Annotated in this window: 21 protein-coding genes, 1 tRNA gene and 3 riboswitches; of the genes, 14 read left to right on the top strand and 8 right to left on the bottom strand. The window is 39.2% G+C overall.

Annotated features, from left to right (window positions below):
- Positions 1 to 49 precede the first annotated feature (49 nt).
- A complete protein-coding gene (locus FN924_RS14170; protein ID WP_228409460.1) occupies positions 50 to 1,036 on the bottom strand; it encodes an ABC transporter ATP-binding protein in 987 nt (328 codons plus the stop codon).
- Positions 1,033 to 2,031, bottom strand: coding sequence for an ABC transporter ATP-binding protein (locus tag FN924_RS14165; protein ID WP_143895552.1), 999 nt, complete (start codon positions 2,029 to 2,031; stop codon positions 1,033 to 1,035). The genes FN924_RS14170 and FN924_RS14165 overlap by 4 nt, the downstream gene beginning before the upstream one ends.
- Positions 2,032 to 2,240: 209 nt before the next feature.
- Here FN924_RS14165 and FN924_RS14160 point away from each other — a divergent pair.
- A tRNA-Arg gene (locus FN924_RS14160) sits at positions 2,241 to 2,313 on the top strand.
- A 433-nt stretch (positions 2,314 to 2,746) separates the two neighbouring features.
- Here FN924_RS14160 and FN924_RS14155 read toward each other — a convergent pair.
- Together FN924_RS14155 and FN924_RS14150 are read right to left on the bottom strand one after the other, a co-directional pair.
- On the bottom strand, positions 2,747 to 3,301 hold the full coding sequence (locus FN924_RS14155; protein WP_143895550.1) for a CBO0543 family protein: 555 nt from the start codon (positions 3,299 to 3,301) through the stop codon (positions 2,747 to 2,749).
- Positions 3,302 to 3,588: 287 nt separating this feature from the next.
- Complete coding sequence (locus FN924_RS14150) at positions 3,589 to 3,888, bottom strand: hypothetical protein (RefSeq protein ID WP_143895548.1); 300 nt, start codon at positions 3,886 to 3,888, stop codon at positions 3,589 to 3,591.
- A 58-nt stretch (positions 3,889 to 3,946) separates the two neighbouring features.
- Positions 3,947 to 4,028, bottom strand: a riboswitch (cyclic di-GMP riboswitch).
- 483 nt (positions 4,029 to 4,511) lie between these two features.
- On the opposite strand from FN924_RS14150, the gene FN924_RS14145 reads away from it, so the two are divergent.
- From FN924_RS14145 to FN924_RS14135, 3 genes are all read left to right on the top strand, one after another.
- Positions 4,512 to 5,072, top strand: a complete 561-nt coding sequence (locus FN924_RS14145; protein WP_143895546.1) for a hypothetical protein — start codon at positions 4,512 to 4,514, stop codon at positions 5,070 to 5,072.
- Positions 5,073 to 5,303: 231 nt separating this feature from the next.
- Entirely contained in the window at positions 5,304 to 5,735 is a 432-nt protein-coding gene (locus tag FN924_RS14140) for a hypothetical protein (protein ID WP_143895544.1), read from the top strand.
- A gap of 83 nt (positions 5,736 to 5,818) precedes the next feature.
- Positions 5,819 to 6,673, top strand: a complete 855-nt coding sequence (locus tag FN924_RS14135; protein ID WP_143895542.1) for an AraC family transcriptional regulator — start codon at positions 5,819 to 5,821, stop codon at positions 6,671 to 6,673.
- Between the two features lie 289 nt (positions 6,674 to 6,962).
- Here FN924_RS14135 and FN924_RS14130 read toward each other — a convergent pair whose 3' ends face one another.
- From FN924_RS14130 to FN924_RS14115, 4 genes are all read right to left on the bottom strand, one after another.
- Positions 6,963 to 7,436 carry a MarR family transcriptional regulator gene (locus tag FN924_RS14130; RefSeq protein ID WP_158634018.1) on the bottom strand — a complete coding sequence of 158 codons (474 nt, stop codon included), beginning with the start codon at positions 7,434 to 7,436 and terminating at the stop codon, positions 6,963 to 6,965.
- Between the two features lie 81 nt (positions 7,437 to 7,517).
- Positions 7,518 to 7,751 (bottom strand): hypothetical protein, encoded by a 234-nt coding sequence (locus FN924_RS14125; RefSeq protein ID WP_143895538.1) that lies wholly within the window; start codon positions 7,749 to 7,751, stop codon positions 7,518 to 7,520.
- Between the two features lie 10 nt (positions 7,752 to 7,761).
- Positions 7,762 to 8,172 carry a hypothetical protein gene (locus tag FN924_RS14120; RefSeq protein ID WP_143895536.1) on the bottom strand — a complete coding sequence of 137 codons (411 nt, stop codon included), beginning with the start codon at positions 8,170 to 8,172 and terminating at the stop codon, positions 7,762 to 7,764.
- Between the two features lie 72 nt (positions 8,173 to 8,244).
- Positions 8,245 to 8,883: a protein kinase family protein gene (locus tag FN924_RS14115; protein WP_143895534.1), complete on the bottom strand. Its 639-nt coding sequence runs from the start codon at positions 8,881 to 8,883 to the stop codon at positions 8,245 to 8,247.
- Positions 8,884 to 9,110: 227 nt separating this feature from the next.
- Positions 9,111 to 9,219, top strand: a riboswitch (SAM riboswitch).
- A 158-nt stretch (positions 9,220 to 9,377) separates the two neighbouring features.
- On the opposite strand from FN924_RS14115, the gene metX reads away from it, so the two are divergent.
- The 10 genes from metX to FN924_RS14065 all read left to right on the top strand — a co-directional run bounded on the left by metX (position 9,378) and on the right by FN924_RS14065 (position 20,826).
- Positions 9,378 to 10,463 (top strand): homoserine O-acetyltransferase MetX, encoded by a 1,086-nt coding sequence (gene metX / locus FN924_RS14110; protein ID WP_143895532.1) that lies wholly within the window; start codon positions 9,378 to 9,380, stop codon positions 10,461 to 10,463.
- A gap of 99 nt (positions 10,464 to 10,562) precedes the next feature.
- Positions 10,563 to 10,669: riboswitch (SAM riboswitch) on the top strand.
- 75 nt (positions 10,670 to 10,744) lie between these two features.
- A complete protein-coding gene (locus FN924_RS14105) occupies positions 10,745 to 12,547 on the top strand; it encodes a PLP-dependent aspartate aminotransferase family protein (RefSeq protein ID WP_143895530.1) in 1,803 nt (600 codons plus the stop codon).
- Positions 12,548 to 12,610: 63 nt separating this feature from the next.
- Complete coding sequence (locus FN924_RS14100; RefSeq protein ID WP_143895528.1) at positions 12,611 to 13,621, top strand: aliphatic sulfonate ABC transporter substrate-binding protein; 1,011 nt, start codon at positions 12,611 to 12,613, stop codon at positions 13,619 to 13,621.
- A 102-nt stretch (positions 13,622 to 13,723) separates the two neighbouring features.
- A complete protein-coding gene (locus tag FN924_RS14095) occupies positions 13,724 to 14,488 on the top strand; it encodes an ABC transporter permease (protein ID WP_228409666.1) in 765 nt (254 codons plus the stop codon).
- 15 nt (positions 14,489 to 14,503) lie between these two features.
- Positions 14,504 to 15,244: an ABC transporter ATP-binding protein gene (locus FN924_RS14090; RefSeq protein WP_143895524.1), complete on the top strand. Its 741-nt coding sequence runs from the start codon at positions 14,504 to 14,506 to the stop codon at positions 15,242 to 15,244.
- A 17-nt stretch (positions 15,245 to 15,261) separates the two neighbouring features.
- Positions 15,262 to 16,947 carry an acetate--CoA ligase gene (gene acsA / locus FN924_RS14085; protein ID WP_143895522.1) on the top strand — a complete coding sequence of 562 codons (1,686 nt, stop codon included), beginning with the start codon at positions 15,262 to 15,264 and terminating at the stop codon, positions 16,945 to 16,947.
- Between the two features lie 14 nt (positions 16,948 to 16,961).
- Entirely contained in the window at positions 16,962 to 18,203 is a 1,242-nt protein-coding gene (locus tag FN924_RS14080) for a homoserine dehydrogenase (RefSeq protein ID WP_143895520.1), read from the top strand.
- 130 nt (positions 18,204 to 18,333) lie between these two features.
- A complete protein-coding gene (locus FN924_RS14075; protein WP_143897228.1) occupies positions 18,334 to 19,284 on the top strand; it encodes an L-lactate dehydrogenase in 951 nt (316 codons plus the stop codon).
- 17 nt (positions 19,285 to 19,301) lie between these two features.
- The gene (rpoN, locus tag FN924_RS14070) at positions 19,302 to 20,585 is read left to right on the top strand and encodes an RNA polymerase factor sigma-54 (RefSeq protein ID WP_158634017.1); all 1,284 of its coding nucleotides are present in this window, start codon (positions 19,302 to 19,304) and stop codon (positions 20,583 to 20,585) included.
- A 1-nt stretch (position 20,586) separates the two neighbouring features.
- Positions 20,587 to 20,826 carry a glutaredoxin family protein gene (locus FN924_RS14065; protein WP_228409459.1) on the top strand — a complete coding sequence of 80 codons (240 nt, stop codon included), beginning with the start codon at positions 20,587 to 20,589 and terminating at the stop codon, positions 20,824 to 20,826.
- Positions 20,827 to 20,831: the final 5 nt, after the last annotated feature.

The raw sequence follows: 20,831 nt of genomic DNA, 5'->3' as shown, positions 1-20,831 counted from the left end.
TCCCCCTTATACAAAATCAAATTTCGGTTTTCTCCTATGAGAATGAGACCTAGATTTCCACCACCTCCTTGACAAGGTGACAAGCTGCTTGCTGTCCGCCTAAAGAAACCGTCCTTAAAGCTGGTCTCGTGTGTTTACACTGTTCTTCCGCTAAAGGGCATCTCGTATGAAATTTGCATCCTTGTGGTGGATTAGATGGGGAAGGTAAGTCCCCCTGAATGATAATTCGTTCCTTTTCAACTGTTGGATCCGCTTCTGGGATGGCTGAGAGCAATGCTTTTGTATAAGGGTGCCTTGGATTCGCATACAGCTCATCGACTTCTCCAACTTCTACAATTTCGCCTAAGTACATGACCGCAACCCGGTCACTGATGTGATTAATGACACTCAAGTCATGGGCAATAAAAATATAGGTTAAATCAAATTCTTCTTGTAAATCTTCTAATAGATTAATGACTTGAGCCTGTATAGAAACATCTAACGCAGACACTGGCTCATCACAGATGATTAATTCTGGATCGAGTGCAAGGGCTCTGGCAATCCCAATGCGCTGACGCTGACCTCCGCTGAATTGGTGTGGATAGCGTTGTTTGTGATAGGAGCTTAAGCCAACTACATCCATAAGTCGATCCAGCTTGCGCTTTTGTTCTTCTTTAGGCATGCCGAAAATTTTCATCGGTTCTGTGATGATTTGCTCTACGGTCTTGCGTGGATTTAAAGAAGCGTAGGGATCTTGGAAAATAAACTGCATATCACGACGGAGCTTTCGCAGCTTTTCTCCTCGAAAGGAGGTGATGTCTTCTCCCTTAAACAGAACTTCTCCTTCTGTTGGCTCTAATAGCTTTAGAATCGACCGGCCAGTCGAAGACTTTCCACAGCCACTTTCTCCAACTAAACCAAGTGTTTCTCCTTTATTGACAGTAAAAGAAACACCATCTACGGCTTTTACTGATCGAGTTGATTTCAAGAAAGGATTCTTATTTTTGATTGGAAAATGTTTTTTTAAATTTCGTACTTCTAATAAAGGTTCACTCAAACCGGGCTCACCTCTTCTTCTTTTTCGTATAACAAGCATTTCACACCGTGATTAGGTTCATATTCCTTTAAAACAGGATCACGGGTTAAGCAAGCGTCTGTTACGTATTTACATCTCGGTGCGAAGCTACATCCTTGTGGTAAGTTCGCTAAATCGGGCGGCACTCCATCAATGGTTTCAAGCTTTGCTTTTTTGTTGGTGATTCGTGGGATGGAGCTTAACAATCCCCACGTGTAAGGATGCTTAGGATCGCTGAACAGTTCTTTCGTTGACGTGTACTCTACCGGTTTACCACCATACATAACTAATACACGGTCACAAACTTCCGCAACAACGCCTAAGTCGTGCGTAATCATAATAATCGCCATGCCGAGTTCTTTTTGAAGCCTGTTAAGAAGCTCTAGGATTTGCGCTTGAATAGTTACATCTAACGCGGTAGTTGGCTCATCGGCAATTAAGACCTTTGGATTACAGGCTAACGCCATCGCAATCATGACCCTTTGTCTCATTCCACCACTGAATTCGTGGGGATATTGCTTTAAACGGTTTTTCGGTTCCGGGATTCCAACTAGCTCCAAAAGCTCAACAGCACGCTCTACCGCTTGAGATTTATTCAATGGTTCATGGGTTCGAATCGTCTCCACCATTTGTTTTTCTACCGTTAAAACAGGATTCAACGAAGTCATGGGATCCTGAAAAATCATGGAGATATCTTTTCCACGTATTTTTCGCATTTGTTTTTCACTTTTGTGAAGCAGATTTTCTCCTTCGAAGATGATTTCACCATCCACTATTTTTCCTGGTGGAGAGGGGATAAGGCGCATGACGGACATGGCTGTCATACTTTTTCCAGACCCCGATTCTCCGACAATTCCAAGTGTTTCACCAGCTCTTACACTGAAATCAACACCATCGACGGCTTTCACTGCTCCAGATTTCGTGAAAAAATGAGTGCGCAGATTTTGGACTTGTAAAATAGGAGACTGTTCGTTCATGTCTGTCCTCCTTATATTCTAATAAAATTCTAACTTTTCTGAATTAACGATGATTATACAGGGAGGATTTTGATTTTTGGTATTTTTCTCATTTTTCTCAAAAATAAGGAGAAAAGACGGAGAAACATCAAATGAATGGATTCATTGAATTGCATTGAACAATGAGGTATAATGTTCTTTGTCTCACAAATGAATGAGAAGACAGACATGCGCCCGTAGCTCAGGGGATAGAGCAATGGTTTCCGGTACCATGTGTCGGGGGTTCGAATCCCTCCGGGCGCGCTAGTGTAAACGAAGAAACAGCAAGGGTTGTGGCTTTTTTGCCCCCTTGCTGTTTTTGTTTAAAAAGACATATGTCCTAATCTTTCTTGTCCTACTTTCGAGAAGAGAAAAATAAAATGAAGTTTGGAGAAGACTATTTAAATAAAGATTTAATTTTGCAACACCGTTAAGTGCTAATGAGTATGGGGTTGGGGAGTTACCAAACTAGATGGTCGAGCAGCCGACTTTTATAAAAGTTCATCTATTTCAATCCTACTTATTTAAGGGTCAGAAACAAGATTTAACGTAGGAACCATAATAGATAAAATCAGAAAGAAGAGATTGTTCCTGATTCTCCCACTGATTTGATCAATTCAACTATATTCATCACAGCCAACCCAGTTTCCTGCTCCTTCACATTAATTATCTCTTGAACTGACTTTTCAATAGATGTTCACCAATAAGGTTCGTATTTATCCCGTCTGCTTGACCAATACCCAACCAAGAAAATGAGAAAGTAAATCGGAAATGAGTAATAAGATTTCCAATTTAGTTTTTCATAAAAACCAAATAATTCAAAAATAGCTCCACCAACAAAGGATGATAAGAATGCGAATATGAACGCCTTGAGTAAAGGGGAAAAGTGCGGCTTATACTCAATCAGCCAGATAATAATGACAGGAATTAGTGTCGAATCCCATGGAATGTAGGCTGGTATCCATGGAAAAACTTCATAATTATATAGCCATAGACCGAATTTGACACCTAAAAAATCTAAAAAAGAAGAGATTATTAATACAATAAATGCTGAATATAAAAGTCTATTTCTGCTGTCTTTATTACTAAATAGAACCCATAGAACCCAGGGTAATATGGTTAAGCATAAACCTATCCACCAATGTGTAGTAAACAAAACATTTTCCACCCAAAGAGAGACTTTTTGTTCTTCTGATTTTACGATTTGTTCATGTAATTCAAAATTCTTCTGTATGTATTCAAATTGAGTCATAAAAAGCCTCCTTTATTTTTTACTATTAACTAAAACCATGGGGCTATACATAAAAAGCCAAGAGCAAGGCTCCCGGCTACTGTATTCGTACATATTAGTGCAATACTATCTGTATTTTTCTCTAAGTCAAAGTTAATATAATCAAATATACTACTTATGGTACTAATAAAATCACTTGTGCTTTAACTATTTAATTTCTCTCCCTCTACAACACTCGGATTGCTAGTGGTAAGGATAATTAACGATACAGCGGACTAATAATAGTAGTCGGCATTTCCAAATGCTTACTAGTTGATTATGTCAGATATTCCCCTCTTCGCTTGTTCATAATCCATATCAATTTGGGATACGAAACCTAGGATTGGATCATCTTTTAGATTATGTTTTAATGCATAGTAAATATTTGGTTTTTCATGTTTCAGTATCGTGAATAATTCTGTGGTTGGAAGGTTGCCAGAACGATTTTGCACGCGCATAAAGCCTTTAAGGAAAGTTCTGAAAACGTTGTAGTACCCTTGATGATCAGGATATTGCCTCAACAGTTTCTCGAATTTTTTTAGTGCAGCTTGTACATGTGGTTCACGCATTTAAATACCCCCTATTTGATTTCATGCCTATTTCAAACGCCAAGTAGGGAGTTTATTCATAGGCAACTGGCTGGCATAGGTTATCTTTAGCCCCTTTAGCTTTGCGTCCTTGCCTTTCGACAAGTTTGCCTTTTTCTAGATAAATTTTAGGATTGTCGAAGATTTAGTTCAGTTATAATCTCTTGTTGAAGTAACTCAATCTTTAAACTCATATAAAAATTGGTCTGTAATCTGTTCCGGGATAAGGATTCTAACCTACAACTTAGTGTCTCAGTGGACAATTCTCTCTACAAGATTCCCTCTAATAACATTTTAGGTGGTGGTTCTTTCGATGATTGATAGTGAGATATAGATATTTGTATCTAGAACCAATTATACGATGATTATAATAGAAGGTAAAATACTTTACTTTGAGACTAAAAAAAGATTTAAAAAACAGTTCCCCAAAATGTTAAGAAGTATATTGCTTTTTTTGTAGAAAGTTTTGTGAACACTCCGTGCCATATGAATCCTCTTGAAGAGACTCCATATATAATTTTCTGGTATAAAGCCTGAATATGTTTGGTAATCAATGGAACACTTAAACTAATGAATGGATTACTAAAAAGTATCTGGAGGTTAAGATGGACTATAAAGAATACCGTGAAAAAATCCTTGAACAAAATGACGAAATTAATACACTGATATCCTCTTTTTGGAATAACTACTCGGGATTTGGTACATGGCAGTTTTGGGTTGTACTTAGCTTGTTTATTGCTCCACTTATTTTACTATGCTTTACGGTGGATAGAAGAAGAATATTTGAGATTTTTTTCTTTGGATATACTGTACACATTTTGTGGGCGTACATAAATATCATTCTTGATAGATACAATTTTATGATTCATCCGTATTCCTTAACATCCATTTTACCGTATGCCATTAATATAACATCTTCCATGTTACCGGTAGGTTTTTTGCTAATATATCAATATTGTACGAACAATGGTAAGAATTTTTACGTTTATACTCTTATACTGAGTTTCATATATTCTTTCGTGTTTGCATCCATAGAACACCAAATTGGTTTGCTCGAATTAAAAAGAGGATTTAACCAATTTTATATATTTCTAATAGATATCGGGATTGTGTATATTGCTTATTGGGCTACTAAGTTTATTAAACGAATAAACAACTCCTTCTGACACCTAGGATTAAAAATAAAAAGTATTTGCCAAAAAGGAAGCACCTGTTGAGGTGCTTTTCATTTTTCTAAAATATATATTGTTAGATGAAGTTTGTCACATCTCATTTCTTTGAACAAGTTTAGCTATAGGGCGGGAGTCTTTTTCTACCTAGTACATTTTGTCTATTCCACGGTCCAAAAACTAGTGTATGATAAAAAATAGAAAGGTCTGTAAAAAGGAGAGATTTTTGTGAGAAAATTACTTAAGATACTTTTGGTTCTAGTAATTGTACTTATAGCACTCGGATTTGGAGCTTATAATCTCGCAACCAAATACGCATCAGATAAAGTGATGGAGTATGTTTCTACTGAATTAGAAAGTAGTGGAGAAATAAAAACAATAAAGCAAGAAATTGAACAAGATCGAGATTTGCAATCATTCCTAGAAGGTGCGGAGGACGTTGATCCAAATACACTACCTTTTACTACAAAAGAAGAAGCAACCAAAGCAATTATAAAGAAAATGGGCTTAGGGGAAATTCAAGAGATTCAATCGAAGGTATCTGACGGTATTACGGCCGAGGAAAAGCAAGAGATTTTATCAAAAGTAGAAGATACTTTAACAGAAGAAGAGTTACTTGCTTTAAAAGTTATTGCCTATAAAGAGCTAAATGGGAACTAAATAGAGGATCTGACAAATGTGAGCATAAATGGACAGGATTTGTTTACAAGGTGAAAGTAACATGGAGATACGGAGGAAGTTGTATGAGTTGGGTAGATTCGTTACAAAAAGCTATTGATTTTATGGAAGATCATTTACTAGAGGATATTTCCATTGAGCAAATTGCGAAAGAAGCAAATGCTTCCATGTATCATTTTCAACGCGCTTTTTCGATTTTGACAGACAGTACGGTAGGGGATTATCTACGACGGCGCCGTTTAACACTTGCCGCACACGATCTGACAAAATCGGATGTGAAAGTAATCGAAATTGCCTACAAATATGGCTATGACACTCCGGAGGCTTTTACGAAGGCTTTTCGTAGGCAGCACGGTGTATCTCCGACAGAAGCGCGAAAGTATTCGGGAAAGCTGCAATCTTATAATCGCCTAGTTATTCAGGTGAATCTGAAGGGAGTAGACCCGATGCAATATCGAGTGGAAGAGCATGAGTCGTTTCAAATTGTTGGTATTCGAAGAAGATTTTCTTTAGAAAATGAAGAAAATAATCGTGAAATCCCTAAAATGTGGGATGAGATTAATGCGAAAGGGACGGATCAAGTATTATTCTCCTTAAACAACGGGGCTGTGAAAGGGGTACTTGGAGTATGTGCGGATCATCAGGATGGAAAGTCTGTTGAATATTGGATTGCTGCCGCGCATGAAGGAGAGGTACCGGAAGAATTTGAAAGCACGTATGTCCCTAAATCGAAATGGGCTATTTTTGAAGTGCATGGACCGATGCCCCATTCTATGCAAAACGTATGGAAACAAATTTATTCGGAATGGTTCCCTTCAAGTGGCTATGAGCATGCGGGAACGCCTGAAGTAGAATTGTACACAGAAGATGACCCATTTAGTTCGGATTGTTATTCGGAGGTTTGGATTCCCATTAAATAGTGTAGAAGAGGCTGGGACATAACGAAAAGGATAAGCCGAAAAGCCGAACAACAGCCTATACTAGCTCCGGAAATATACGTAGACTCCAGCGGGAAAAAAGGCATTGGTGAGACCCCACCGTGCGTCAGCACGAGGAGGCTCACCAGCCGCCCGCGGAAAGCGTCGTATATTTCCGGAGCGGGGTATAGACACTATTTATAATTGTTCGTTTTTTTCATTGCTTCCTATACTTTTGTCTCAACCTGTTTATATTGGTTTAAAATGGCCTATAAAAAAGAAACTAGCCAAGCTAGTTTCTTTTTGAGGTCTCTTCTACCCAGTCCGTAAATTCTTTTCCGTGGAAGGTTTGATTTATGTGTGTTAAAAATTCTAGTAATGGTGCTAAGGAATGTCCTTCTTTTTCATAGTGTTCCATAAAGTTCACAAAAGAAAGTTCATGTTTTTGTGATTTCTTCCAGATGTTTTCACCTTTTTCTGATAAAGAAAGATAGGTAATTCGTTTATCTGCTGGGTTTTTATTAATATGTACGAGGCCTTTTGCTTGCATGCGCTTTACTACCTGCATAACAGTTGTGAGTTTCCAGAGACCGAGCTCTGCAATTCGTGTAGTGGATAGTTCTTTTTCGAGATGTAAAATCCATATAATATGCTGTTCTGCTATGGTGATTCCTTCTTCTTGAGCGGCTGTTTGCCAGTCATGCTCGATTACTTTATAGGCACCTCGAAATAAATTTAATATTTGATGGACTTCTCCATGATTCATATTACATCCTCCAAAAACAACATAGGTTCCATTTCTTATATTATAGGAAAATATCGTCATTTTCTAGAAGTTTTCGACAAATTACACATAGGCTTTTAAGAAATAGACCAAGACAGCGAGTAATGCAAGATATAATCCATGCTTCCAACTTTTTTGCAAAAACTTCACAAAGGCAAGGTAAAGGAAAAAGAGAGCGATAAAAACAACAAAGGATATAGCCGGATTTAAGGCAGCGATAAATAAAAGGGATATGGCAACGAACGTGTGAAGACCTTGAAGTCCAACCTTTCTGTTTGTTGCATGTTGATCAGTCATAGAACACCTCTTAATAAAATAGTTTACTCTTGTTTTTTCGTGTTAGGAGCTTGGACAATCCTAGAACAAGTAAGGCAAGGATAATAAAACCGATAAAAAATACGATGAATCCCCATAATCCGATAACTGCGTCCGCAAATTCCATGTTCCCACGATTTGTAATGGCTTGCTGCAATTCAATCGCAAAAACAAGGACCACCATAACCGTAAAGGAGTATATAAAAGAAAGAATGGTAACGCTGAATTTTAACTTAGATAGTAACGTGAAAACGGCAAGAACAATAAAAAAAGTAAAAAGTCCAATGATACCAATAATCCAAAAGTGCAAATCTTTATCTGACATTTGGAATCCAAACGTCTCAATTAAAACATCATGAATACGATTGATAATATCCGCAATCGATAAAATGACATCTTTCAACAAGATCACCTCCAATTTTTAGTATAGCATGTAGGCAAAAAAAGCAAAGTAAAGAGGAGAAATTTCTCCTCTTTACTTTGCTTTTTTATATCGGAATTTATGAGGAACTGGGATAAGATTGTTCTTGTAAAGTTTAGCAATACGATTCAAATTTTTGTCAGACATCTTTTTTGGAAAATACGGCTTTGAATAGAAGTGGAAATACGCAGATTTCAAATCATCCCACTGTGTGCATGCTTTTTGTTGTTTAAATCTAACTACATCAATAATTTTGACATTCTGTTCAGCAGTGAGTAGGATATTTCGTAAATGGATATCTGAAGGATTTAAGCCTCTTTCTCTTGCTAATTCTATAGCAGTATCCACATGTTGAATGACTTCTATCGGAATAGGTATCCCAGCTGCTAAACATTGGAACAATGTTTTACCATCAATAAAGTCCATGACGATATAGGAATCTCCAGCATCATATAAGGATGGAAAATAGTCTATTCCTTTCAAATCCTGATAAATCTCTGCTTCTTCCGATGCGAGGTGTGAGAAATCAGGGTGGAATACCTTTAAAGCTACAGGAAGATGATTGACGCGAAAAACGGCAGCGCTTCTGCCACTTCCGATATGTGTTAGTCTAGGATCGTGGGAAATAACGGATACTTCATTTTTTTCTAATGTTAATTGGACACGTTTTGCAAGTTGTTGATAGATATTCATGGAAAAGCTCCTTTCCATAATCGTCTAAAAAGCATAAGCGTTTGTCTTCAGTTAATAGGATATTAAAAAGAATATACTTAGATTCGCTGGGAAGGTCAAGAAAGTTGACCATGAAGAAAGAAAAATAAAAAGATTAGGCGTTTATATTGTTGACACGTTAAAACGACCATGCTAAACTTCTGTTAATCGAATGTAATGATATACGTACGAATACAAATTTAATACTTTTCTTATCCAGAGAGGTGGAGGGACTGGCCCGATGAAACCCGGCAACCTTTAAGCAACGGCTTAAAAAGGTGCCAATTCCTGCTAAGCAATGCTTAGAGAAGATAAGGAGCGAAACATAACAATGTGAACCTCTCTAGTCTTCTAGAGAGGTTTTTTTAGTTGGATTTCACCGTAGTTAGAAATGATTTCTTACACTTTTATACAGTAATACTTTAACTCGTTAGAAAGATAAAACTTTTATTTGGGGAAAGGTGGTCGTGTTTCCTATGAACGTGAAAGTAGCAGATTCAAGGGAAACGGGGACAATATCAATAGGAGATCTTCCTTTAGAATCCGGAAACATCCTTCCAGACGTAGAACTCGTCTACGAAAAAGCAGGACCAAAGGATGCACCTGTCATCTTAATCTGCCATGCATTAACTGGAAGTCACATTGCGGTGGGGGACGAACAAAACCCAGGATATTGGTCTGGCTTTGTGAAAGAGTCTGGCTTTGTAGATCTTGATAAATTCCAAACCATTTCATTTAACGTAATTGGGGGCTGTAATGGTTCTACAGGACCTCTTAGCACAAACCCAAAAACAGGGAAAACCTACCAAACAGATTTCCCTTTCATCACAGTAAGGGATATGGTACATGCGCAAAAGAAAGCATTAGAACAATTTGGTATCACAGAATTAAAGGCGGTATTAGGTGGATCTTTAGGAGGCATGCAAGTATTGGAATGGGGCATACTATTTCCGGACTTTATGGAATTGCTTTTGCCACTGGCAGTAACTCCGTATTTAAATGATTACGCCATAGCGTTTAATAACATTGCCAGACTTGCTATCTTTCAAGACCCGAAATGGAACAATGGAAATTATACACAAGATGCAATACCTGAGCATGGGTTAAGCTTGGCGAGAATGGTGGGAATGATCACGTATCGTTCAGGAGATTTGTTTAATGAACGCTTCGGGCGTGAACAACGTGCTCCAGTTGGTATCACGCATCAAGAAATTGCATATGAAATTGAATCATATCTAGATTACCAAGGGAAAAAGCTTACGAAACGCTTTGATGCTAATAGCTATCTATATCTTCTTAAAGCGATGGATTCACACGATATTGGAAGAGGACGGAATGGACTCGAAGAAGCGATCAAAAAGATTAAAGCACCAGTTTTTGCAATAGGCTATCAAGGAGACCTGTTATTCCCAACTAAGGACTTAGAGCGGTTTATAGACTCTATAAAGGAATTGGGACATCAAGCAGAATTTCAACTAGTGGAAACGAGGTTTGGACACGACGGATTTCTCGTGGAATTTGATAAGTGGGGACATCTCGTAAAACAAAAACTAGAAGCTTAGAAATGCTTTTTCTGAAAACAAAAAATGTTTTGACAAATAAAAAAAAACCTAGTAAAGTATAAATTACTTTAAATAGTTTATAAAAAATGAATATATAATCTCTTATCCAGAGAGGCGGAGGGACTGGCCCGATGACGCCCAGCAACCATTAAGCTTTTGCTTAACAAGGTGCTAATTCCTGCAGGAGAAATCCTGAAAGATAAGAGGAGGATGAATATTATGCCCTCTTCTTATGAAGTGGGCTTTTTTAATGGAAAAATTACACTCAGGGGGAATCACTCATGACAGAACATAAAAACCAATCTAATACAACGTATGATTTAGAAACGTTATCCTTACATGGTGGTCAATCACCAGATCCAACGACAGGTTCACGAGCCGTACCTATCTATCAAACTACTTCTTATGTGTTCCACGATACCGAGCATGCCGAACGATTATTCGCCTTAGATGAACCAGGAAATATTTATTCGCGAATCGGTAATCCAACCGTCGATGTTTTCGAAAAGCGATTAGCACTTTTAGAAGAGGGCGTAGCTGCGGTAGCAACATCCTCAGGTATGTCAGCTATTACTCTATCTATCTTAAACCTTGCAAGTGCAGGCGATGAGATTGTAGCAGCTACCAACTTGTACGGAGGAACCTACAATTTATTCGCCACAACGTTACCAAGATACGGAATCACAGTAAAATTCGTGGACCCGACAGATCCGAACAACTTTAAAGAAGCAATTACAGACAAAACAAAAGCCTTATTTGGGGAAACAATCGGAAATCCAGGATTACATGTGCTAGATATCGAAGCAGTTGCAAATATCGCACATGAAGCGGGAGTACCACTCATTATCGATAATACATTCGCTACTCCGCATGTATGTAAGCCAATCACATTAGGGGCAGACGTGGTCGTTCATTCCGCTACAAAATGGATCGGAGGACACGGTACCTCCATCGGGGGAATCATCGTAGATGGTGGGCATTTTAACTGGAACTCGGAAAAGTATCCACAATTCACAGAGCCTGATCAAAGCTACAATGGGATTCGATATGCTGTAGATTTTGGAACTTTAGCGTTCAGTACAAAAGTTCGAGTTCAACTGCTTCGTGACTTTGGTGCAAGCTTGAGTCCGTTTAACGCTTGGCAGTTAATCCAAGGACTAGAAACACTTCACCTACGAGTAGAACGACATAACCAAAACGCATTAGAGCTAGCACAATACTTACAAGAGCATCCGGCTGTGGAATGGGTATCCTATCCAGGATTAGAAAGTCACCCAGCGCATGACATCGGAAAAAGAATTCTTCGTAACGGCTTTGGTTCCGTTGTCGTATTCGGTATAAAAGGTGGAAAAGAAGCAGGACGTACGCTAATCAATAACGTTTCTTTATGGTCACACCTAGCAAATGTGGGAGATGCCAAATCGTTAATCATCCACCCAGCATCCACTACACACCAACAGTTGACGAAAGAAGAGCTGGAGCTGACAGGTGTTAAAGAAGAGCTTGTTAGATTATCGGTCGGTATTGAATCATTACGAGACTTGAAAAATGATTTAAATCAAGCACTAGCAAAAGCTACAGGAACAGAAGATGAGAATACAGAGATTGTAATTAATGATGAAGGGGTCATCAAATGGGCCTTACATTCTCCGAATGAGACAGTAGAAGAGGATGGGAAGCAAGTCCAACGACAAAAAACATTGGCGATTGTTGGGTTAAGTGGAAAAGAAGCTAGACCGAGTCACCGTCTTGCAAGGAAAATGCAGAGACTTGGTTACAAGATTGTGCCGGTTAACCCTAGGGAAACGGAGATTTTAGGGGAAAAAGCTTACCCAGACATCTCCAGTGTTCCATTCCCAATCGATATTGTTCAAGTATTTAGAAGTCCAGAAGCGGCCATCGAAATTGCGAAAGAAGCAGTGAATGTGAGACCGAAAATCTTCTGGCTACAAGAAGGAGTAGTTTCACCAGAAGCAGCAGAAATAGCAAGAGCAGCTGGGCTGCAAGTGGTCCACAACCGCTGCACATACAAAGAAGCACAACGTTTAAGAGGAACGATTTCCACATACGCATGTGAGATTTAAGTATGGTTGAGATACACGTCTTAAATAAATAAAAGATAAACAGAAAAAGAGGGGATATAAGCCATGAAAAAGATACCTTTGATAGACATTAGAAGTTTTATTGCAATTGTAACGTTTGGTCTAATACTAGTCGTGTTAGCAGGTTGTGGTTCATCAGAATCAGGCGCTGCGGCAGATAAACCAGATAAAATTCGATTAGATTATGCCTATTATTCACCTACGAGTCTAGTCTTGAAAAAATTCGGTTGGGCGGAAGAAGAATTTAAAGAAGACGGAATCGACGTAACATGGGCACTTAGTCAAGGAAGTAACAAAGCATTAGAATTCCTTAACAGTGATAGTGTAGACTTCGGTTCTACTGCAGGTGCTGCAGCGTTGATGTCAAAAGCGAATGGAGCACCAATCAAAAACGTGTACTTGTATTCAAAACCTGAATGGACAGCACTAGTAACCAACCCGGACTCTGGAATTAGTAGTGTGCAAGACTTAAAAGGAAAAAAAGTAGCAGCAACCCTAGGAACAGATCCTTACATTTTCTTACTACGCACATTAGATGCAGAGGGTGTTTCAGCAGATGATGTTGAGATTGTAAATCTACAACATGGGGATGGAGCATCTGCTTTAACTTCTGGTTCTGTAGATGCTTGGGCAGGGCTAGATCCACACATGGCACGCCTTGAATTAGAATCAGGTGCAGAGTTGTTCTATCGTAATGCTGATTTCAACACATATGGTTTCTTAAATGTACGAGAAGAGTTTGCTAAAAAGTATCCTGAATACGTAGAACGTGTGATCAAAGTTTATGAAAAAGCACGCAAATGGGCCATTGAAAACCCAGATGAGCTTGCGAAGCTAGTTGCAGAGGAAGCTGGTATTTCCGAAGAGGTAGCAAAAATTCAAATCGAACGGAACGACTTTACACAACCAGTACCAGGCGACGTTCAAAAAACAGCAATTATTGAAGCAGGTAAAGTGCTTCAGGCTGGTGAGGTTATTAAAGCGGACGCTGATATTGAAAAATTAACAGATGAATTAATTGATCCTTCTTTCGCGGAAGAGATTGTAGAGGAATAGAAAAAGAGAGGAGGGAGTAACGTGGCAAAGAATCAGGGAGAAGTTGCATCTGTTCTTGTAGCGAAGGAGAAGCAAGCAAAAGCAGCAAGAGGGAACAAAAATCTGTTAGACAACAGAATTCTGTTAGGGAGCATCCTGCCGATTTTATTAGTGATAGCTTGGGAGATACTCAGTCGCCTTCAAGTATTCCCTTCCTACCAGTTACCTGCACCAACGGTTATTTTACAAACCATCCTTGGATTTGCTGAGGATGGTTCCCTCTGGGGGCATGTAGGCATTACAACGTACCGAGTATTTGCTGGCTTTGTGTTAGGAACACTGGCGGCGGTCCTATTAGGATCACTTGTTGGTTTTTACCAAAAAGCGGAAAAAATTTTTGATCCCCTTATTCAAGCTTTCCGCTCCATCCCATCATTAGCATGGGTACCATTATTTATTTTATGGATGGGGATTGGAGAAACGTCCAAAGTAGCCATGATTGCAGTAGGGGTATTTTTCCCCGTGTATTTAAATATAGTAAGTGGAATATTGGGTGTCGATCGCAAACTGATTGAAGTAGGGAAGATGTACGGCTTAAATACATTCCAGTTAGTTAGAAGAATCATTTTACCTGCGTCTTTACCATCCTTCTTAGTTGGCTTAAGAAGCGGACTTGGATTAGGCTGGATGTTTGTTGTTGCGGCAGAGTTAATGGGTGCTAGCCAAGGGTTAGGCTATCTTCTCGTTTTAGGTCAAAACACTTTATCCCCAGAAACAATTATTGCAAGTATTATTTTATTTGCAATCATCGGGAAACTATCTGATTGGGTTCTAAAAGTAGTCGAAAACAAAACCTTGCATTGGCAAGACCGAATGGTGAAATCGTAAAGGAGGAGAAGAAAAATGAGTTTACAACTACAACACGTATCTCGTTCTTTTAATGGAAAAGCTGCAGTACATGATATTTCCTTTACGGCAAAGCCTGGTGAAATTATCGGCTTGTTAGGTACAAGTGGATGCGGAAAGAGTACCCTACTTCGTGCCATTTCTGGCTTGGATCAAGATTATGATGGTCAGATTTTCATTAACGATGATGTAGCAAAAGGAATTCATGAGGAAACGGGCTTTATTTTTCAAGAGCCTCGTTTGTTACCTTGGCTATCTGTTATGGACAATGTGACATTTGGATTAAAAGGCGCGAAAAAAGAAAAAGAGGTAAAAGCGAAGCGGTATTTGGACAGTGTGGGCTTAGGGGAATGTGCCCACTTATTCCCAAGACAACTTTCAGGGGGAATGGCCCAGCGTGTTGCGATTGCACGAGCACTTGTTACGTCTCCTGAGATTCTTTTATTAGATGAGCCATTTAGTGCATTAGATGCGTTTACGAAAATGCAATTACAAGACTTACTCTTAGATGTATGGGAAGCCTATCAATCTACGATTGTGATGGTTACTCATGATATTGATGAAGCACTTTATTTATGTGATCGGATTATTATTTTACGTGGTCAACCAGGGGAGATAGATAGAGAGATTATATTAGAAGAACCACGACCACGAGCGCGTGGCAGCCAAACTTTAGCAAGCTACAAAACAGAGATATTAGATAGCTTAGATTTAAATCGAGTGAAAATCGGATCATAATCTTGGGGGGATACACCGTGACAGACCAACTCTTGAAAACCATTGAACCAGTACCAGGAACCTATAATATTGAAAATTATAAACAAGTGGTGAAGGACTTTTCTTGGGAGCAAGCTGCTCCCGAGCTTAGCTTTCATCAAACGGGTAAGCTTAACGCTGCCTATGAAACGATTGATCGCCATGTGGAAGAAGGATATGGCGATAAAATAGCCCTGTATTATGTGAACGAGGAAGCGAATGAAAGAAAAACATATACGTTTCAACAAGTGAAACAAAAAACAGATCACTATGCGCGCATCTTGAAAGAACATGGCGTTCAAAAGGGTGATCGTGTTTTTGTTTTTTTACCGAAAAACCCAGAATGTTATATTGCAATATTATCCGTAATTAAAGTTGGAGCAATTGCTGGCCCATTATTTGAGGCTTTCATGGAAGATGCAGTACGGGATCGAATTCAAGACTGTAGTGGTACGGTGCTCATTACCGACCGAGTACTAGGTCAGCGTGTCCCTTATGCAGATTTACCATCCTTAAAAACCACTTTATATGTGGAAGATGTAGAAGCGACTCCATATGAAGAGGTTGGAGAACTAACGGAATGGGTCGATCCAGAAGACGGCTTAATCATACACTACACAAGTGGTTCAACAGGAAAGCCGAAAGGAGTTCTACATGCCCATCGTGCTGTTACACATCACTATCAATCAGGTAAATGGGTGTTAGATGTGAAGGAGGATGATGTTTACTGGTGTACCTCCCATCCCGGCTGGGTAACAGGAAGTGTTTATGGGTTATTTGCCCCTTGGCTGAATCGAGCTACCATCGTTATTCAAGGTGGACGATTTAAAGCAGAGAATTGGTTCCAACTGATAGAAGAATTAAACATTACGACTTGGTATAGTGCGCCGACTGCGTTTAGAATGCTTATGTCTCAAGGGGATTTGTATAAAAATTATGATTTATCCTCCTTGCGGCACGTGTTGAGTGTTGGTGAACCATTAAATCCCGAGGTTGTCCAATGGTCATGGAAAAACTTAGGCTTACGGATTCATGATACGTGGTGGATGACGGAAACAGGTGGACATTTAATTGTCAACCTGCCTTCCGAAACGATTAAACCAGGTTCCATGGGGAGACCATTTCCTGGGATTGAAGTTGGTATTTTAGATGAGGAAGGAAATAAGCTTTCACCAGGCGAGGTTGGTCAATTAGCCGTTCGTGCTCCATGGCCAGGCTTGATGAAAGAAATCTGGGGAAATCAGGACAAATACAATTCGTATTTCCAATATGATGGCTGGTATATTTCAGGTGATTTAGCGTTACAGGATGAAGAAGGTTATGTCTTTTTCCAAGGAAGAAGCGACGATATGATTAATTCCGCTGGAGAAAGAATTGGACCTTTTGAAGTAGAAAGTAAGCTGATTGAGCATCCTGCGGTTGCGGAAGCAGGTGTAATTGGAAAGCCTGACCCAGTGCGTGGTGAGCTTGTAAAAGCATTTATTACATTGCGTAATGGATATACAGAATCAGAGGCTTTACTAGAAGAAATTCGTTTGTTTGTAAGAAAGCACTTGTCTGCACATGCTGCACCTCGAGAAATAGAAGTAATGGATGAGCTTCCGAAGACGAAAATTAGTGGGAAGATTCTAAGACGAAAATTAAAACAAAGAGAAATCGATAAAAGCAAGCAAATTCACGTATAAGGAGGGGATGTAACATGTCATCATTGAAAGTCGCATTGTTAGGCTTTGGTACCGTGGGAAGTGGTGTGTATCAAACCGTACAATCGCATCAGCAGCGGTTACAATCTCTTCTAGGACGCAAAGTGGAAATTGCCGGAGTATTAATCAAAAACACGAACAAAAAAAGAGAGATTGATTCTCATATCGTTGTGAGCTCAGACATCGAAGACATTCTAAACATTCCAGACTTAGACGTAGTTATCGAAGCTATTGTAGGAGTCGAACCGGGATACACGTATATTTCAAAAGCGATTGAAAAAGGCCTGCACGTTATTACGGCAAACAAGGAACTTATTGCTCATCGTGGAGATGTTCTTCGGGATAAAGCGAAGAAGCATCAAGTACGGATAGAATTTGAAGCGGCAGTAGCTGGTGGTATTCCAGTGATAAGTACGCTTAAGCATTTGCTGCGAGTGAATCAAGTGCAGCGGATCGAAGCTATTTTGAACGGGACATCGAATTATATTTTGACCCACATTCGTGAAACACAATCTAGTTTTGGAGATTCACTCCGTCTAGCACAAGATAATGGCTATGCAGAGGCAGATCCAAGTAATGATATTGATGGCTGGGATGCTTTCTACAAACTGATGGTCCTATCCGACCTTTTATTCCGTAAACAACCAAAATGGGAGCAGGTTATCCACCAAGGAATTCGACATATCACGCTAGAGGATATCATTGCTGCAGAATCTATTGGTTGTAAAATTAAGCATGTTGCCACGATTGAAAGAATTGGTGAACACGTGCAGGTGAAGGTTGAACCTGTTCTTTTATCTGGTTCCCATCCGTTATATTCGGTCGAGGGTGTGGAAAACGCTGTGATTGTAAGCGGAGATATTGTTGGGAATGTAAAACTAGAAGGACCTGGGGCAGGCGCACTGCCTACAGCTAGTGCAATTATAGAGGATTTGGTGAATCTTTATCACTTCACAGAAAAAGAATTACCGAAAGATGAAATATCGTATGTAACGGGACTTCAGTTAGAGGAACAAAGCTGGTTTGTCATTGGGGACTTATCGAATAGTCATTTACAGGTTCGAAATCATTGGAAGGTAAGGATGGAAAACCAATGGATAAGCTGCTCCATCGTTACGGGGCATGAAACAGAGATACGCACTTACTTGCAAGCGCACACTAATCTAAAAGGATTTAGAATTCAAGAAAAACAAGAAAGCTTAACCAATGCATTCGCGTTAGCTTCGGAACTTGCATAACAAGAGCAGCCTCAAAGTTAAGAGGCTGCTCTTGTTTAATATGTGACAAACCTCATTGTCAGGACTTCTATAGTTGGATATAGTGAACGTATAAAGAGATACTACCTATTAAGAAAGGATGAATACATACATGCCGTTTCCGCATTCAAAAAAAAGAAAAGTAGTAGTTGTCGGTACGGGGTTTGTAGGTTCTAGTTACGCTTTTTCCTTACTAAATCAAGGAGTGGCAAACGAGCTTGTGCTAATTGATGTAAACAAAGAAAAAGCGGAAGGAGAAGCTCGTGACTTAAACCATGGTCTGCCTTTCGGTTCCCAGATGAGAATATGGGCTGGAAGCTACCAAGATTGCCAGGATGCTGATATTGTGGTGATTACAGCAGGTGCTAATCAGAAACCGGGAGAAACTCGATTAGATCTTGTGGTGAAGAATGCTAAGATTTTTGAAAGTATCGTGAAGGAGATTATGGAAACTGGATTTCAAGGGATTTTTATTGTCGCAACAAATCCTGTAGATGTATTATCCCATGTTACGCAAAAGGTGTCAGGCCTTGCTAAGCAACGTGTGATAGGTTCCGGTACAATATTAGATACCGCTCGTTTCCGTTATTTACTTAGTGATTATTTCGATATTGATTCAAGAAACGTGCATGGTTATATCATTGGGGAACATGGAGACTCAGAATTACCTGTTTGGAGCCATGTTCAAATTGGGAGCGTTCCGTTGAAAAAGTTTTTAGAAACTGAAGAAATTCACGACCATCCAGATATGGTCCATATATTTGAAAATGTCCGCGATGCTGCATACCAAATCATCCAACGCAAAGGTGCTACCTATTATGGAATCGCGTTAGGTCTTGTCCGCTTAACGAAAGCAATATTAAACAATGAGAATTCCATCTTAACCGTTTCAACCTTATTAGAAGGAGAATATGGTTTGGAGGATGTATATATAGGGGCACCCGCGATTGTGAATGAAACTGGAATCCGCCAAGTAATAGAATTAGACTTAACTGTTAGGGAAAAACAATTATTTGAACAATCAGCGAATGTTTTAAAGGAAACGGCACAAAAAGTACTGTAAGGAAAGGGGGGAGTATGATGCAAAAGCCAGTTCTGGTGCAATCCCTTCAGCGGAAAATGACACAACAGCTTTCGCAGTCGATTGAACTGCTTCAAATGAATACCATGGAAATTCACCAATTTGTACAAGAAATAGCGGATGAAAACCCATTAATTGAAGCGATTGAGTATCCATATGAAGGAAAAAGCCATCAATTCGAAGTAAACGCTGATGAAGTGACAAGTTGCCCTCTCCCTTCTTTCTATGACCAAATAAAAGAGCAGCTATTGGATTACAATTTATCACCAGCCAAACAGAAACTAGTAGAGTATGGAATTGATAATTTGGACGAGGACGGATACCTTACTATTTCTCTGGAAAAGTGGTCGGAGGACTGTCGTGTAAGTGTCGATGAAGTTTCGCATGCTTTAGAGATGATTCAATCGTTAGAACCAAAGGGAATAGGCGCACGAGAAGTATCCGAATGCTTAAGTCTACAATTACGTGCACGTTTTCCAGAGGATGAGATAGCACAAAAGCTAGTGGAAACACATTTAGATTGGGTTGCTCAATCGAATACAAAACAGATAGGGAATGCTTTCGGTGTTTCTGAAGCCATAGCCAAAGAGAGCATTGAGCATATTAAATGCTGTCATCCAAAGCCAGGGCAATTGTTGATTCATTCTTCTGGTGACTACATAACCCCAGACGCAGAGATCATTCGGAATGAAGAAGGACAGTGGATAATTCACATACACCAATGGAACAATCCGATGTTTCATGTACATACAAACTATATGGAAATGAATGAGTTAGATAAAGAAACGATAAATTATTTAAAGGAAAGAAAAAAACAGCTCCTTTGGCTCGAATCTTCTATCCGTTATCGAAAACTTCATTTAGAAAGTGTTCTCGAAATCCTGTTAGAAAAGCAACAAGCCTTTTTTGATTATGGACCTCATTATCTACGACCATTAACTCTACGAGATTTGGCAGACGAATTAGACGTTCATGTTTCGACTGTGAGTCGTCTATTTCAGAAAAAATACGTCCAAACTCCGTACGGAACGTTTTCCTTGCAATTTTTTCTTCAAAGGAGTTTGATGAAAGAAGAGGGAGATGTTGTATCTTCCTATTCAGTAAAACAGATGATAAAGGACATTATTCGAAAAGAAGATCCAAATAAACCGTATTCGGATGAAAAGGTGAAGCTCCTATTACATGAGACGTATGCCGTTCAAATTGCTAGAAGAACAGTTGCAAAATATCGGGAACAACTGGGTATTTTGTCGACAAAATACCGAAAGAAACGAGGGAATTAACGTGAAAGAAGTTTTGTTCTATACAAAAAGGGAATGTCATCTATGTGAGGAGGCAAAGCTTCTGCTGGAACTTTTTCAAGAGGATTTGAATATATCGATAAAAGAAATCGATATTTATGAAGATGAGAAACTCTTAGAAAAATACCACCTCATGATTCCTGTTTTAGAACTTGATGGAAACGTAATTGATTATGGTCGAATTGATATGGATCGGTTAAAGCAAGTATTAAATATTGGTTAATTTGT

The organism is Radiobacillus deserti, from assembly GCF_007301515.1.
Classification (GTDB): Bacteria; Bacillota; Bacilli; order Bacillales; family Amphibacillaceae; genus Radiobacillus; species Radiobacillus deserti.
This window is presented reverse-complemented; position numbering and strand designations above follow the sequence as displayed.

What these genes read in the sequence shown, in the direction of transcription:
- FN924_RS14145 (WP_143895546.1), top strand. Translation starts at nt 4,512, where the DNA reads ATGGACTATAAAGAATACCGTGAAAAAATCCTTGAACAAAATGACGAA.
- FN924_RS14165 (WP_143895552.1), bottom strand. Translation starts at nt 2,031, where the DNA reads ATGAACGAACAGTCTCCTATTTTACAAGTCCAAAATCTGCGCACTCAT.
- FN924_RS14130 (WP_158634018.1), bottom strand. Translation starts at nt 7,436, where the DNA reads ATGAATCATGGAGAAGTCCATCAAATATTAAATTTATTTCGAGGTGCC.
- FN924_RS14150 (WP_143895548.1), bottom strand. Translation starts at nt 3,888, where the DNA reads ATGCGTGAACCACATGTACAAGCTGCACTAAAAAAATTCGAGAAACTG.
- FN924_RS14100 (WP_143895528.1), top strand. Translation starts at nt 12,611, where the DNA reads ATGAAAAAGATACCTTTGATAGACATTAGAAGTTTTATTGCAATTGTA.
- FN924_RS14080 (WP_143895520.1), top strand. Translation starts at nt 16,962, where the DNA reads ATGTCATCATTGAAAGTCGCATTGTTAGGCTTTGGTACCGTGGGAAGT.
- FN924_RS14125 (WP_143895538.1), bottom strand. Translation starts at nt 7,751, where the DNA reads ATGACTGATCAACATGCAACAAACAGAAAGGTTGGACTTCAAGGTCTT.
- FN924_RS14155 (WP_143895550.1), bottom strand. Translation starts at nt 3,301, where the DNA reads ATGACTCAATTTGAATACATACAGAAGAATTTTGAATTACATGAACAA.
- FN924_RS14135 (WP_143895542.1), top strand. Translation starts at nt 5,819, where the DNA reads ATGAGTTGGGTAGATTCGTTACAAAAAGCTATTGATTTTATGGAAGAT.
- metX (WP_143895532.1), top strand. Translation starts at nt 9,378, where the DNA reads ATGAACGTGAAAGTAGCAGATTCAAGGGAAACGGGGACAATATCAATA.
- rpoN (WP_158634017.1), top strand. Translation starts at nt 19,302, where the DNA reads ATGCAAAAGCCAGTTCTGGTGCAATCCCTTCAGCGGAAAATGACACAA.
- FN924_RS14075 (WP_143897228.1), top strand. Translation starts at nt 18,334, where the DNA reads ATGCCGTTTCCGCATTCAAAAAAAAGAAAAGTAGTAGTTGTCGGTACG.
- FN924_RS14090 (WP_143895524.1), top strand. Translation starts at nt 14,504, where the DNA reads ATGAGTTTACAACTACAACACGTATCTCGTTCTTTTAATGGAAAAGCT.
- FN924_RS14115 (WP_143895534.1), bottom strand. Translation starts at nt 8,883, where the DNA reads ATGAATATCTATCAACAACTTGCAAAACGTGTCCAATTAACATTAGAA.
- FN924_RS14105 (WP_143895530.1), top strand. Translation starts at nt 10,745, where the DNA reads ATGACAGAACATAAAAACCAATCTAATACAACGTATGATTTAGAAACG.